The sequence below is a fragment of the Pseudomonas purpurea genome (genome assembly GCF_039908635.1).
GTDB classification, from domain to species: Bacteria; Pseudomonadota; Gammaproteobacteria; order Pseudomonadales; family Pseudomonadaceae; genus Aquipseudomonas; species Aquipseudomonas purpurea.
The window spans coordinates 3,369,840-3,382,837 of the sequence record NZ_CP150918.1 but is presented as its reverse complement, the minus strand read 5'-3'; the positions used below and the strand labels follow the sequence as shown (position 1 = coordinate 3,382,837).

Below are 12,998 nucleotides of genomic sequence, written 5' to 3'. Positions count from 1 at the left end.
AGCCCGAATTTTTCGCGCCGCGCATCAGGTGGCGGGTTCAAGCCAGTAGCTCGGTGATCCACCGGGCTTGCCGGGCGATGTCCTGCACCTTCTCCTCGGGCACGGCTTGCCCCGCGCGGGCGAAATGGGTCAGGGTCTGCTGCTTCTGGCGCAGCTTGCGCTGCCACTTTGCCAGGAACGCCGGGCTGCGAGCCTGCATCTGAAGCGGGCCGAAGTACAGCTCCTCGGCGGTGTACATCACCGGCCCGGCGCGTTCGGCGACGATGATTTCGTAGTCGAAGCGGTTTTCCCGCAGCACTTCCTCGCTGAGGATGCGGTAGCCATTTTCCATCAGCCATTGGCGCAGTGGTTGCTCGCCGCCGTTAGGCTGAAGGATCAGGCGCTCCTGGCCGCTCAGACGCGACTTGCCGCTGTCGAGGATGTCGCGGATTGTCTCGCCACCCATGCCGCAGATGCTGATCGCGGTGATCCCGTCACCCGGCGTGATCGCCGCCAGGCCGCTGGCCAGGCGCACGGTGATCGACAGGGCTTGGTCGTTCTCGCGCACGGTGCGTTCGGCCGCGTGGAACGGCGTCAATGCCACCTCGCTGGCCACCGCCGCCGCGATGGCGCCACGGCGCATCAACGCCACCGGCAGGTAGCCGTGATCCGAGCCGATATCGGCCAGGCGCGCACCTGCTGGTACATGCGCCGCCACGCGCTCCAGGCGCATGGACAATGTCTGTTCGTTCAACTGCAGCCCCTTTTCACCACGAACGTCCGGCACCTTTGGCCCGGATCGGGGCGAGATTCTGTCGAGCAACGCCGTGCATTTCAAATTTATGTGACAAGGGCCATGGCTCGCCCCTTATCTGCCACTCGCGCAGAGCGCTTGATCAACACGAATTAAAGGGTTTCTACCCGGCCGCCCGAGCAGGTTCAGTCTCGGCCCGACGCGCTGGCGGTTAAAGCCCGGCCGCCCTTGAGCACCCGCGTCATACCCTCATTCACAAACGGAATATGCGGCGCCGCTCCTTCGCGTCATCCTCTTTCTCCCTCCCTTTAGTCTGAAACTCCCACCCCGCCTGGGAGCATCGGCCGATGTACAACCTCCGGCGTTTATCCATAGTTGTGGCATGTACCAGAAAAAGGTCCACGGTCCGGCTTCGGTGGCTGCAATTGCTCGGGAGAAAGTCATGGCTACTCACCAAAAAAACTCACCATTAACGAACGATCCGCTCCCCCTATACACTCCGCTCTTCACCACCGACCTCAATGGCTCAGTGGTGAAAACGTCCGTTTCAGCCGGCGCTCTGAGCGTCGTGGCAACCGGCGAGAACGTTTCGCTGGACGAAACGGCCGGGCTGCAGAACGCCACTGCCACTGCAAGCCCTGCGGGAGACGCTGACGACAACGACATTCTGGTGGCGTCTCTGCCCTCGACCTTCTCTACCCGGTTGACCGCACTTGGGGCCGGTACCGCAACGGGTGCTGCCTTGAGTGGCTACACCGGTGCGGCGGGCAACACAGGCAGCAACGCGTTCACCATCACCGCTGCGCCTGGAGCAAGCATTACCGATGTCAGCTTTGTCGACAGCGCTGGCGCACCGCTTGATGGCGTGGACAGCGGGCTGGATACCCTTGATGGAACCAGCATCCTTCTCTATACGGATACGAACAACAACATCGTTCTGGGCCGGGCCGGTGGGCCGGCCGGTGCGATCGTGTTCGCTGCCTACATTGAAGAAACCGGATCGCCGGTCACGGGCGGCAAGATCTGGACTGTGGAATACGCACCGCTCAAGCATCCAGATACGACGAACCCCGATGACCAGGTCAACCTGCTGGACAAGGTTTTCGTCGGCGCCAGTCAGGACGTGGAATTCAGTCTGGCCAATGCGCCCTCTGGTCAGAACCTCTTCTTGATGTTCACGAAATTGAACCCGGCAACTGAAGTTGTCGCGGGCGTCGTGCGAATCACGGATCCCACCATCATCGCCACCGGCAAGGACCCCGCCGACCAGTCAAGCGGTGTCAACATAAACACTGGCGACACGATCAATACCAGCCAGGCGGGTGGCCCAACCACCTTCGGCACCAACAATCAGATGATTACGGAACAGGAAGGCATCCGTTTTTCGTTCGTCACAGGTGCCAGGCAGAATGTGACCATTCCCAACCTTGATCAGAACGAAGCGGATGTCGAATCCAACATCGACTTTACTGGCGTCTACAATACGAGGTCGGCCAATTTCGACGTCGTGCAGTTGCAAAGCGGCAAGAGTGCTGTCGTCACGGTCAGCGCATTCAACACCGCCGCCGAACCTGGCGTGAATTTCATCAACGGCTATGCGGGTGATACGCCGGTTGCCATCACCAATGTTCGCGTCATCAACATTAGCACCGGGCTGGTGATCGAGAATTCAGACGGATCCGCGAATGATCCGGCCATTACCATCAGCTTTACGGCTGCCGGGGTTGCAACCATCACCGGCGTTTTAGCCGGCTACCAGATTGAATACACCACAGTGTCGGATCACAACCGCGTGCTCATCGAGAACGGGGCGGCCCTCGATGCCAAGGGCAATAACCACGCCGATTTTGATATCGGCGGCTTCTCGCTGCACCAAACCTCTGTTGAGAAAACCGAAATCGGCTCCAAGATCATCTTCGAAGACGACGGGCCGAGCATCAGCACCACCGGCACCGAGCCGGTGCTGACCGTGGACGAGACCGTCCTGGCGACCAACGCCACCCAGAACTTTGCCGCCAACTTCAGCTCGGCGTTTGGCGCCGATGGCGCCGGCACACTGACCTATGCACTGGGCGTGGTCGCGGGTGCCTCCGGGCTCACGGATACCGCCACGGGTGAGGCAGTGAACCTGTCACTCAACGGCACAGTGGTCGAAGGCCGCACCGCCACCACCAACCTGCTGGTGTTCACGGTCAGCGCAGCCGCCAATGGCGACGTCACGCTCGACCAGATCCGGGCCTTGATACATCCCGACGCAACCAATCCAGATGACTCAACGAGCCTGACCTCAGACAACCTGGTAACGCTGACGGCGACCAAAACCGACAAGGACGGCGACAGCGCCCAGGCGAGCCTTAACATCGGGCAGAACCTGACGTTCAAGGACGACGGACCGAGCATCAGCACCACCGGCACCGAGCCAGTGCTGACCGTGGACGAAACCGTCCTGGCGACCAACGCCACCCAGAACTTTGCCGCCAACTTCAGTTCGGCGTTTGGCGCCGATGGCGCCGGCACACTGACCTATGCACTGGGCGTGGTCGCGGGCGCCTCCGGGCTCACGGACACCGCCACCGGTGAGGTGGTGAACCTGTCACTCAACGGCACAGTGGTCGAAGGCCGCACCGCCACCACCAACCTGCTGGTGTTCACGGTCAGCGCGGCCGCCAATGGCGACGTCACGCTCGATCAAATCCGGGCAATCGTGCATCCCGATGCCAGCAATCCCGATGATTCGAAGACTCTGACCTCGGACAACCTGGTAACGCTGACGGCGACCAAAACCGACAAGGACGGCGACAGCGCCCAGGCGAGCCTTAACATCGGGCAGAACCTGACGTTCAAGGACGACGGGCCGAGCATCAGCACCACCGGCACCGAGCCGGTGCTGACCGTGGACGAAACCGTCCTGGCGACCAATGCCACCCAAAATTTTGCCGCCAACTTCAGTTCGGCGTTTGGCGCCGATGGCGCCGGCACACTGACCTATGCACTGGGCGTGGTCGCGGGTGCCTCCGGGCTCACGGATACCGCCACGGGTGAGGCAGTGAACCTGTCACTCAACGGCACAGTGGTCGAAGGCCGCACCGCCACCACCAACCTGCTGGTGTTCACGGTCAGCGCAGCCGCCAATGGCGACGTCACGCTCGACCAGATCCGGGCCTTGATACATCCCGACGCAACCAATCCAGATGACTCAACGAGCCTGACCTCAGACAACCTGGTGACGCTGACGGCGACCAAGACCGACAAGGACGGCGACAGCGCCCATGCGACGCTCAACATCGGGCAGAACCTGGTGTTCCACGACGACGGCCCATCACTTGCGTTCGGCAACCTGGTCGGAACCGGTAGCGTCCTTCCCCAATACGGGTTCTGGGATCATACGAACGGAGCCGATGGGCTGGGTGCGACCGGCCTGGATATCTCGTTGGTAAATGGCCAGTTCACCCTTGTCAGGCCAGACAACACGACCACGACCGGGGTCGGCACGCTCATCGAGCAAGGGTCCTCGCCGGACGCCAGTGGCGCGTACCATTTCGCAGGGACATTGACCGGCGATTTCGACAACAACGCCGCAACGGCGAATACCAGCGTCGACTACACGCTGACTGCCTTTGCCAACGGCAGCTATGCACTGGATCTGGTGCAAGGCTTCAGTTCGACGATCGTGCGCAGCAGTGCCGACGGCTCGCTCGATGCCGGTGGCCCGGATCCCGTGCGCACATTGTTAATTCCGACGACGAATGACCCGACGATTCCTTCGGCATCCGAGGAGATTGTCTTCTTTTCCGCGAAGGCGCTTGCGTCGACTGCGGACATCCTGGCCGGCATCGGGCTCGGGAAACCCGACCCCACCGAAGCCGCGCTACAGACCAACCCTCTGCCGTCGTACATCGACCCGTCGGCCATGAACGTCAGCACGTCCGGCATTGGCGTCGGCAATAACCTTTTCCAAGGAGACAACCTGGCGGCTATCAGCGCTGCCGATGAAAGTTTTGTGATCAATCCGGAGAGCCTGCTGACGGGAATGAAGGTCTTTATCGACAACTCCGTGGCGGGTTACAACACAGCGACCGAGGACCTGTACTACAGGATCTTCTACGAAGATGGCACGTTCTCTAACCTAATCGAGGTGAACGCCCTGACGCCAGAGGCCGGTGGACAGGTGTCCTTCCTCATTGAGAAGGAGGGGACGGCGCTGATTGATGCTGTCCAGCTCACGATGGGCCGGGGCGCGATCAAGATCCCGGTGATTCAGTTCATTCAGGAGAGCGAAAACCTGGCCAGCGATGTCAAGCTGTCGTTCAACGCGACGCTGACGGACAAGGATGGGGACTCGTCAACGAGTACGTTCAACGCCAACCTGTTCGCCAATGACCCGAACGACGCGCTCTTCGACTACACGCTGGTTGGCACGGCCGGTGTGCCTGATGCCTTCAACGTCGATTTGTCAGCCTCCGAGAACCTGTACCAGATCATTGGCTTCGATGTGAACCCAGGCCAGCGAGACACCCTGGTGCTCAACGGCGACCACAACGCGTCGGTCCAATCGATCGACAACACCGGCGCAAACAGCATCGTGACGGTTGCCGAGGCTGGCGGACAAACAACGACCATCACCTTGGTCGGGGTTGATCTTCTGGCCAGCGACGTTGTATTCGGCGGCGCCTGATACATCGCGCGCGTGAAAGCATGCGAGGGTGGCATAGCAACCACCCTCGCATTGCCTTCAGCGTCTACGTCTCAGGTGACGCCAGCCTCAAGCTACAACCCTCAGTCCATCACTGAATGCCCGCACTTGGCCGGTTCTCATTACGGCACTCAACACCGTTCGCTCCGCTCAACGGATTCGCAAACGCTATGCTGAATCATTGGCCGACTATTGCCCGATGCGTTTGGTTAGCTCCGGGCCGTTCTGCATAACGCGTTGGTGGCAAGGGAATTGAGAAAGCTATGACTGACCGCGAGCAACTCCATCGAGATGGCTATGTGCTGCTCCGTCAAGCGATCCCGGCCGAGTGGCTGGGTGATCTTCGTGCCGTGTTTGATGCGGGCGTGAAGCCGTCGGACCAATGGCCAGTGCCACGTGGCATGGACTGGCGCCATTCGCTGTTGGACTCTGATTCGAAGGTTCAGGCCGTGTGTCGTCTGCCAGACGTGCTGGCGGTGGTGGGTGAGTTGATCGGAGAACGGTTCTTCCTCTCGCAGGTGGAGGGGCGCGAACCCCTTGCAGGTGGCGGTCATCAGCAACTGCACCGCGACTTGTCGGCCCAACGGCCGGGCGACATGGTGAGCGCCCTGGCTTTTTTCGACGATTATGGCCCCGAGAACGGTGCGACACGCATCGTCCCCGGCAGCCATCGCTCTGAGCAGGGAGAGCCGCCATTCGACTTCAATGACGAGTCCCGGTCTGTGCAGCTTGCAGGTTGCGCTGGTGACATCTTGGTGTTTGATGTCGATTTAGTGCATGCGGGCAGTCTGAACTCAATTGGCGCACGCCGTCGCTCCATCCTCATTGGCTATTTTTCGGAGCCTCTATACGCGTCACACCTGGAAACAGCCAGCCTGCGAAGTATTCGGATGGACACAACCGATCGGTTCGAACCCTCGGATTTTTCCTTCGGGAGCTATAAAGCCTGACCAGGCTGATAGGGACTCTCCCGACAAGCAGAGAGGAATATTCAAAGATAAGCGCCCCCTACGTTTGGACGAATCGGTCTGGGCGGCAGGGGCTGAGGGCAGCAGATGCCTTGTCGTCAATTATCTCCTCGCTGGCAAGACGGCCCACTATCGCCGCCAGAGTAACCCCAGGGTGCATCGCGCAGACGTACACGCCGCCGATATTGGGTAGATAACCGATGATGGGGATGCCATCCGCAGGAATGGGTCTGAGCCCGACACACGCAAACTCAGGCTCAATGGAAATAACCCCGTCGAGTTCGTTCTGGATGGCCCTGGCGGTTCGTAGCGCTATCGCGATTGGCTGGTTTTCCAAAGAGTCGTCCACGTAATCTTCCGCCGCCAGCAACGTACCATCTGCGCTTTGCCTCACTTCCATTTCAGGGCTAGAGATGATGGTGTGCACGAGGTTGGGTTGTGGCTTGTAGCGGATGAAAATGGCAGGAGACGCCTCTATTGGAAGGGACACTTTTAGCGTGTCTGTCAGCTTCGGGATGCCAGTCCCTGCTGCCAGTACGACAATGTCGGCATCGAGGATGCCCATTGCGGTTTCGACTCCCGTCACTTTCGCGCTTTGGGTTGTAAAGCCGAGAACCCGAGTCTGTGTGAGGATCTTCGCCCCATGAGCCTGGGCACCTGCGATCAAAGCATGCGTTGCTTCCACTGCGTCCAGCGCGCCTGCTTCGGCTTCATACAGGGCATGCTGAGGGGGATTCTTGAGGTTCGGCTCAAGGCCGAGAATCTGGGAGCGGGACACCAGGGCTGCCGAAGGCTGGTCACCTGAGGCTTGCAGCACTCCACTTGAACTCGCACTGTAAGACAGGGCGCCTGTCCAGCGTACCTTCAGGCCAGGCAGCTCCGTTTCGAGTCGGCGGTACTCTTTGATGGCGGCACCGCGCAATTGCGCGATTGGGTCGGGCCCGCTGTGTGAGGTGTTGAGCCATGCGAATGAACTTCCAGTCACTCCGCACGCTATACGTTCAGCTTCGACCAAGGTGACATTCGCGCCTTTGCCAGCCAGGTGATACGCCAGAGACGCGCCCACTATGCCCGCGCCAATTACAACGACTTGCTTGCTCACACCATTTCCCATATCAACCTCCATTCTGTCGACCTGACGATGGTACGACAGCCGGATGATCGAATGACATGTGAGACTGGTCATCCATGACTCTTTTGAGCGTCTGCTGTTGCCGACAGCGGACAATCGAGGATGTTGATATCCTCGGCGTCTCTCGAGATTTCTTCTGGATAATGACCCATGTTGACTGGCCTGAATCATCTCACGTTGGCAGTTGCGAACCTCTCTCGAAGCGTAGAGTTCTATGAGTCTTTACCTGGTTTTCGATTGACCGCGCGCTGGGTGGCGGGGGCGTATTTTTCTCTAGGCTCTGTACGAAATCCGCCGAAACTCATTTGACTCCCACAAACGTCAGGAATCAGTAGAGTCCGCGTCCATCAAAGGCAGGAGCCCACGATGGCCAAACGGTACGAACTCCCCGACGCAGCCTGGGATCTGGTTGCAGACATCTTCAGTGAACCCCGCCGAAACGGACGCCCACGGGCAGATGATCGGCTGATGCTCAACGGCGTACTGTGGGTGCTCTGTTCAGGAGCCGCCTGGCGTGACATGCCCGAGAGCTTCGGCCCGTGGTCAACGGTGTATCAACGCTTTCGCGACTGGCGTAATCGCGGGTCTTTCGACCAGATGCTCAAGCGACTTCACATCCGATTGAACGAGCAAGGCTTGATCGATCTGGAAACCTGGATGATCGACTCCACTGCTGTTCGTGCAACCCGAGCCTCATCAGGCGCCGGGAAAAAAGGGGGCCTGAAGAACCGCAAGACCATGCACTCGGGCGCAGTCGGGGCGGCCTGACGACCAAGATTCACATGCTGTGTGATGCCAATGGCGTGCCGCTGCGCTTTCTATTATCAGGTGGGCAAGCAAGTGATATCGCTTATGCCCAACCGTTGCTGGATGAGGCTTACATTCCAGGCCTGCGCGGTCGTCCCCGCAAGCGCTGCCGCTGGTTGCTGGCCGACAAGGGCTATGACGCCGAAGCCCTGCGCCGCTACTGCGATCGTTATCGGATGCAGCCGGTAATCCCGCTGCGCAGCATGAAGCGCAAGCCGAAGCCGGGCTTGCCAAGACTGTTTGATCGCCCCAAGTACCGGCAGCGCAACATCATTGAGCGCATGTTCGGGTGGCTGAAGGAAAACCGCCGCATCGTTACGCGCTTCGACAAACTCGCGAGAAGTTATGCAGCGATGGTCTCACTGGCTTGTGCCATGCGGTGTTTGCGACATTACTTTTCGTACAGAGCCTAGCTGGAAGCTGCGCCGCGCTGATTGCTGCCTGCAGCAGTACAGTTTCCTATGAAACACCTGAAGATTTAGCCCGTATGAAACAAGACCTTCACTTGGAGCATTTACCGCCAGGAACGCTCCCTCTGAAATGGTCCTGTTTTGAGTATGGCGTTCAAAAGGAAGGCATGGATACGGTAGATACACTTGCGCTGGTCCAACCCGGCTTACTCACACTTTTCGGGTATGAAAAAGGCCATTACGTTCGCCAGGCTGAATTCACCAGTGCCTCAACCGACTGCATGTACATTTTCAACGGTGATGTAAGCGCGCAGCCGGTGTGGTTATTGAAAGCCGATCGCCCCGTATTTCTTACTACCGGCAACAACAGAGGGCTTATTGACGTCCCCCTACGAAAAAAGCTGATCGATGAGATGACAGCCGCCGGCTTCCGTCCTCACATTGATGCCCAGGGAAAGTCCTATCAGCCAACCGGGATCACTGAGCGCAAGCTCGTTATGATGACAGGATATGGGCAGCGCGTTGAATTAATGGACCAGAATCAGGTTTACAACGTCTGTAAAAACCAAAGTTAGTCGTTGAGCTTTCGCCCGGAGATTGGCCATCTGCTGTCCTTGGCAAAGGACAGCTATGGGTCGAATAGCGACCACGCAGCACTGTGCCTGATCCACCCTTGTCCTCTCCCAACGTGGAGGACAAGCCATGAGCACTATTTCTACATACAACCATGAGCCTTGGAACAAGGGAACGCTAGTTGGCCAGAAAGCCCCGCTGCGGGTCAGAGATATCTGGGCGATCCGGGTCAGACTCCAGCTCGCGGAGAAGACACGGGATCTGGCTCTTTTCAACTTGGCTATCGACAGCAAGCTGCGTGCCTGTGACTTAACCAAGCTGCGAGTACGAGATATAGCCCATGGAGAACATGTATCGTCACAGGCCATCGTGATGCAGCAGAAAACTCAACATCCGGTGCAATTTGAAGCCACTGAGCAAACACGAACGGTTCTGGAGGTTTGGATGCATCAGGCTCGCCTTCGTGCTGAGGACTTCTTGTTTCCGACCCGGCTGCACGACTCAGACCATCTCTCCACCAGACAATACGCTCGAATAGTCAAAGCGTGGGTAACAGCCATTGGCCTTGACCCAGCCATGTACGGTACTCACACGCTACGAAGAACCAAGGCATCGCTGATTTATCGCAGGACAAAGAACCTGAGAGCTGTCCAGCTCCTGCTTGGCCATACAAAGCTTGAAAGCACCGTCAGATACCTGGGAATCGAGGTCGACGATGCCCTTGAAATGGCAGAACAGACGGAAGTCTGACGATTTATAGCGACGGTCGATGCTAGGGCGTCGCTATCCGGCCAGCAGCCTTCCAGCCTCGTCAGCTATCGACTGACGATTGCGACCCTTTCAGTTTCCGTTCAAGCCGCTGTCGCGGGTCAGAAGGCGGTGTTTCCAGTGAGCTTCCTTCTGCATCATTTCTTCCTTACCTGTGTGCTTGTCAGCAATTTCGAGGATGCTGAAAGCCTGGGCAGATGGCGAACGGCAGCTTGATGACCGTCCGTAGCCCCGGACGAACGTCAACTCATGCTTCGCTATGCTTAACACACCGCAGGAACGGTTGAATGCAGTCCTGACGGCATAAGCGCCAGGAGCAAAGGTAGGGAGATGAGGCTGCCATTTGAATAGAGTATCGAATGATGAAAATGCTACTGATGGTCGAGTTCCCGAATGACCCCTTCAACGCTCTCGTCAGATCCGGGAAGATCGGCGAAATCATGGGGCGTATCCTGGAGAGCATCAAACCGGAGACTGCCTACTTCACCGAGCAGGAGGGAATGCGCGGCGGGATTTTCCTGATCAACGTACAAGACTCATCTGAAATCCCCAGTTTTGCAGAACCTTTCTTTCTCAACTTCGAGGCGACCTGCAAGTTCCGCCTTGCCATGAATCCGCAGGACCTGCAAAGAGCCGGTCTGGACGCGCTCGGAAAAACATGGGGGTGAGGGCGATCAGCACGGGGCGGTTTACACGCCCCAAATCCTACTCTGTCTTGGCGCAATCAAGTCGCGACGAGCAATCGGGGACAGACCACGATATTGATGCTGCTGGCCGCCCGTCTGCCTGTCACGACGGGCGGGAGTCGACCCAAACCAGTCATCTGAATTGCGTTGATTGGCATGCACGTCACCCGCCACGCTTAAAATCGTGCCGATGATTTACTGATCTCAGACACAGGCTGATCGGTCGGGTAAGCTGGGAGGTTACGGTCGCACCGCTAGTGGAATCTGACAGGGTTATAAGTGGATTCAGCTGCGTGGGGGATTTTTGTTTACCTTACGAGGCACCATGGACTCTTCTTTTGACGAATTGATCGACAGGGCGATGTATCTGGGCGTACATCAAGTTGCATACCCAATTGATATCTTAGGTACTGCTAGGTTGTTAGCAGAGCATGCATCCGACGATGCGGACTTTGAAAAGATACTTTCACTGGTTTCAGATCCAGAGAACCATTTTACTCGTTGGGCCGCCATACGAGCCATTGTGATCCTGGGGCCTGCATCGGTGGTCAAAGCCCGCGAAACGCTGAGCGTCCGGATGACGCTTGAGGATTTTCCTCTAGCCCGACAAGAACTACACAATGCGCTGGCTTCGACGACAGGGTGATGCGGTCACCCTGATAACGGGATTAGCTGTCAGCGAGTATGCTATATGAGGTCCTTGAGACAATGACTCTGCGTTTCAGTTATGTTTGGCTACTGCCACTGCTTGAAAAGTCATATGGGGCTGTAAAGCAGGACCTTTCAGTTGCTGTATCGGCGCTGGGCATCAAAAGCCCGATCCCGGAAGAAATATCGTTGTCCCAGTTGCTTGTAACAGCGCTGGAGTCTGACTCTGAATATTGGTCTCAACTTGCAATCAAATGGTTAGATGATGGGTTTCCTGTTGACCACAAGCTATCCGAACTATTGCTTCAATGCTCATCTCAGAAAGTTTTTTCACAGTCCTTTCGACAAAAAGCTTTCAGAATTGCTCGACGCTGGCAAAGAGAAGAGTAACCCTGCCTGAAGGCCAGTTTTTACGTCCTCTTTGAGTCAACTTTTCCGCTCACTCGACTGGTAACTTTTGGCCGTTTTCTGCCTGTGGCGATCGGCGGAAAACGGCTGATTGCTGCCTGTCGTAATTGGCTGGTCTCGGCCAAAAGCAGCCGGTGAGTACCAACAAGCGTCGGAGATCAGTGGGGCGTTCGGTTGCGTCTACTAAGCCAGGGGCTATTCAGTGCTACGCTTCCTGTGATTCGTACTCGAACCCTCATCTAGGGCCAAAAAATGACAGCACTGAGGTTCTTTTTCGTGAAGTACAGATATCGCCTCAAGTCGTCGCTCGATAGCGAGTCCTGGTCCGAAGGCACAAGGCCGATTCGGGCGGATAGCCAAGAAAATGCCAATTACAGTGCTAGGCAAATGCTCCCGCAGGAGATGCCAGATCATGTGGTTGAAATTCTAGACCTCAGAAACGAACCATAGGCTGTATACATGTCAACCGAACACCATCACGCAACATCTGTGTCGCTTCCTCCGGAGTCGGCGATTGCTAAAGCCTACGCATCGATGAATCTCGCCGACGCTTACTCGATCGAGCTTCCAACCGGAGCGTCAACCAATCCCGAATTGTTGGCGAGGTTCATCTTCGCTCACCAAGCGCCTTGGGTGAGCAGCCTCTTGACGGTTCGAGACGCGCTCGTAGCCGGTTTTGGCCTCAAGACAGCTAAGCATCTCGCATCACTGGATGCGGAGAGCGGAGCGGGCCGACTCGGCATCTTTAAGATCTACAGCACAAGTCCAACTGAAGTTGTTCTTGGAGAAGACGACAAGCACCTGGACTTCAGGCTCTCTGTTCTGTGTTCCGGTCAGTCGTCGCCGGGAGCTAAACGTCACTTGATTCTGTCGACCGTTGTTCATTGCCACAATCGCTTAGGTCGTCTCTATATTTTTCTCATTGCCCCGTTTCATCGCTTAGTCGTTCAGTCCAATCTTCGTAGTGCGGCACGGATCGGCTGGCCGTCGGCGACGGAGGCGTAAGCCAAAGTCCAAATCATCATGCGCGGCCAACTGAGGTCTAACCCTTCCCTCAACCCGGACCGCAACCGAAGACTGCCGCTGCGCGGCATAGGTTGCGGCCTGTTAGCTCGGCGTTGAACGACAGCTTCCGGGAAGCATGACCGATGGCAAAGGGTCGGATAGCGACC

The 12,998-nt window shown here is 57.5% G+C and carries 11 protein-coding genes and 1 pseudogene; 10 read left to right on the top strand and 2 right to left on the bottom strand.

The features are described 5' to 3' along the window. Positions 1-37: 37 nt before the first annotated feature. A complete protein-coding gene (locus AABM54_RS15290; protein WP_347900823.1) occupies positions 38-733 on the bottom strand; it encodes a tRNA (adenine(22)-N(1))-methyltransferase TrmK in 696 nt (231 codons plus the stop codon). A gap of 442 nt (positions 734-1,175) precedes the next feature. On the opposite strand from AABM54_RS15290, the gene AABM54_RS15285 reads away from it, so the two are divergent. After that, the gene (locus AABM54_RS15285) at positions 1,176-5,408 is read left to right on the top strand and encodes a DUF5801 repeats-in-toxin domain-containing protein (RefSeq protein WP_347900822.1); all 4,233 of its coding nucleotides are present in this window, start codon (positions 1,176-1,178) and stop codon (positions 5,406-5,408) included. A 281-nt stretch (positions 5,409-5,689) separates the two neighbouring features. After that, entirely contained in the window at positions 5,690-6,376 is a 687-nt protein-coding gene (locus tag AABM54_RS15280) for a phytanoyl-CoA dioxygenase family protein (protein ID WP_347900821.1), read from the top strand. Positions 6,377-6,434: 58 nt separating this feature from the next. Here AABM54_RS15280 and AABM54_RS15275 read toward each other — a convergent pair whose 3' ends face one another. Next, positions 6,435-7,580 carry an FAD-binding oxidoreductase gene (locus tag AABM54_RS15275; protein WP_347900820.1) on the bottom strand — a complete coding sequence of 382 codons (1,146 nt, stop codon included), beginning with the start codon at positions 7,578-7,580 and terminating at the stop codon, positions 6,435-6,437. A 96-nt stretch (positions 7,581-7,676) separates the two neighbouring features. On the opposite strand from AABM54_RS15275, the pseudogene AABM54_RS15270 reads away from it, so the two are divergent. The 8 genes and pseudogenes from AABM54_RS15270 to AABM54_RS15235 all read left to right on the top strand — a co-directional run. After that, a pseudogene (locus AABM54_RS15270) lies at positions 7,677-7,811 on the top strand (VOC family protein); the annotation flags it as partial. Positions 7,812-7,892: 81 nt separating this feature from the next. Next, positions 7,893-8,746, top strand: a protein-coding gene (locus AABM54_RS15265; RefSeq protein ID WP_347900819.1) for an IS5 family transposase whose coding sequence is annotated in 2 segments (ribosomal slippage) — positions 7,893-8,234 and positions 8,237-8,746 — 852 coding nt in all. Because the reading frame shifts where the segments join, the coding sequence is not laid out codon by codon here. Between the two features lie 74 nt (positions 8,747-8,820). Then, complete coding sequence (locus AABM54_RS15260; RefSeq protein WP_347900818.1) at positions 8,821-9,318, top strand: hypothetical protein; 498 nt, start codon at positions 8,821-8,823, stop codon at positions 9,316-9,318. Positions 9,319-9,445: 127 nt separating this feature from the next. Then, complete coding sequence (locus tag AABM54_RS15255) at positions 9,446-10,066, top strand: tyrosine-type recombinase/integrase (protein WP_347900817.1); 621 nt, start codon at positions 9,446-9,448, stop codon at positions 10,064-10,066. Positions 10,067-10,446: 380 nt separating this feature from the next. Continuing rightward, positions 10,447-10,752, top strand: a complete 306-nt coding sequence (locus tag AABM54_RS15250; RefSeq protein WP_347900816.1) for a panthothenate synthetase — start codon at positions 10,447-10,449, stop codon at positions 10,750-10,752. Between the two features lie 343 nt (positions 10,753-11,095). Continuing rightward, positions 11,096-11,416, top strand: a complete 321-nt coding sequence (locus AABM54_RS15245; protein ID WP_347900815.1) for a hypothetical protein — start codon at positions 11,096-11,098, stop codon at positions 11,414-11,416. Positions 11,417-11,478: 62 nt separating this feature from the next. Further along, positions 11,479-11,808: a hypothetical protein gene (locus tag AABM54_RS15240; RefSeq protein WP_347900814.1), complete on the top strand. Its 330-nt coding sequence runs from the start codon at positions 11,479-11,481 to the stop codon at positions 11,806-11,808. A 477-nt stretch (positions 11,809-12,285) separates the two neighbouring features. After that, positions 12,286-12,831, top strand: coding sequence for a DUF2867 domain-containing protein (locus tag AABM54_RS15235; protein WP_347900813.1), 546 nt, complete (start codon positions 12,286-12,288; stop codon positions 12,829-12,831). Positions 12,832-12,998 lie beyond the last annotated feature (167 nt).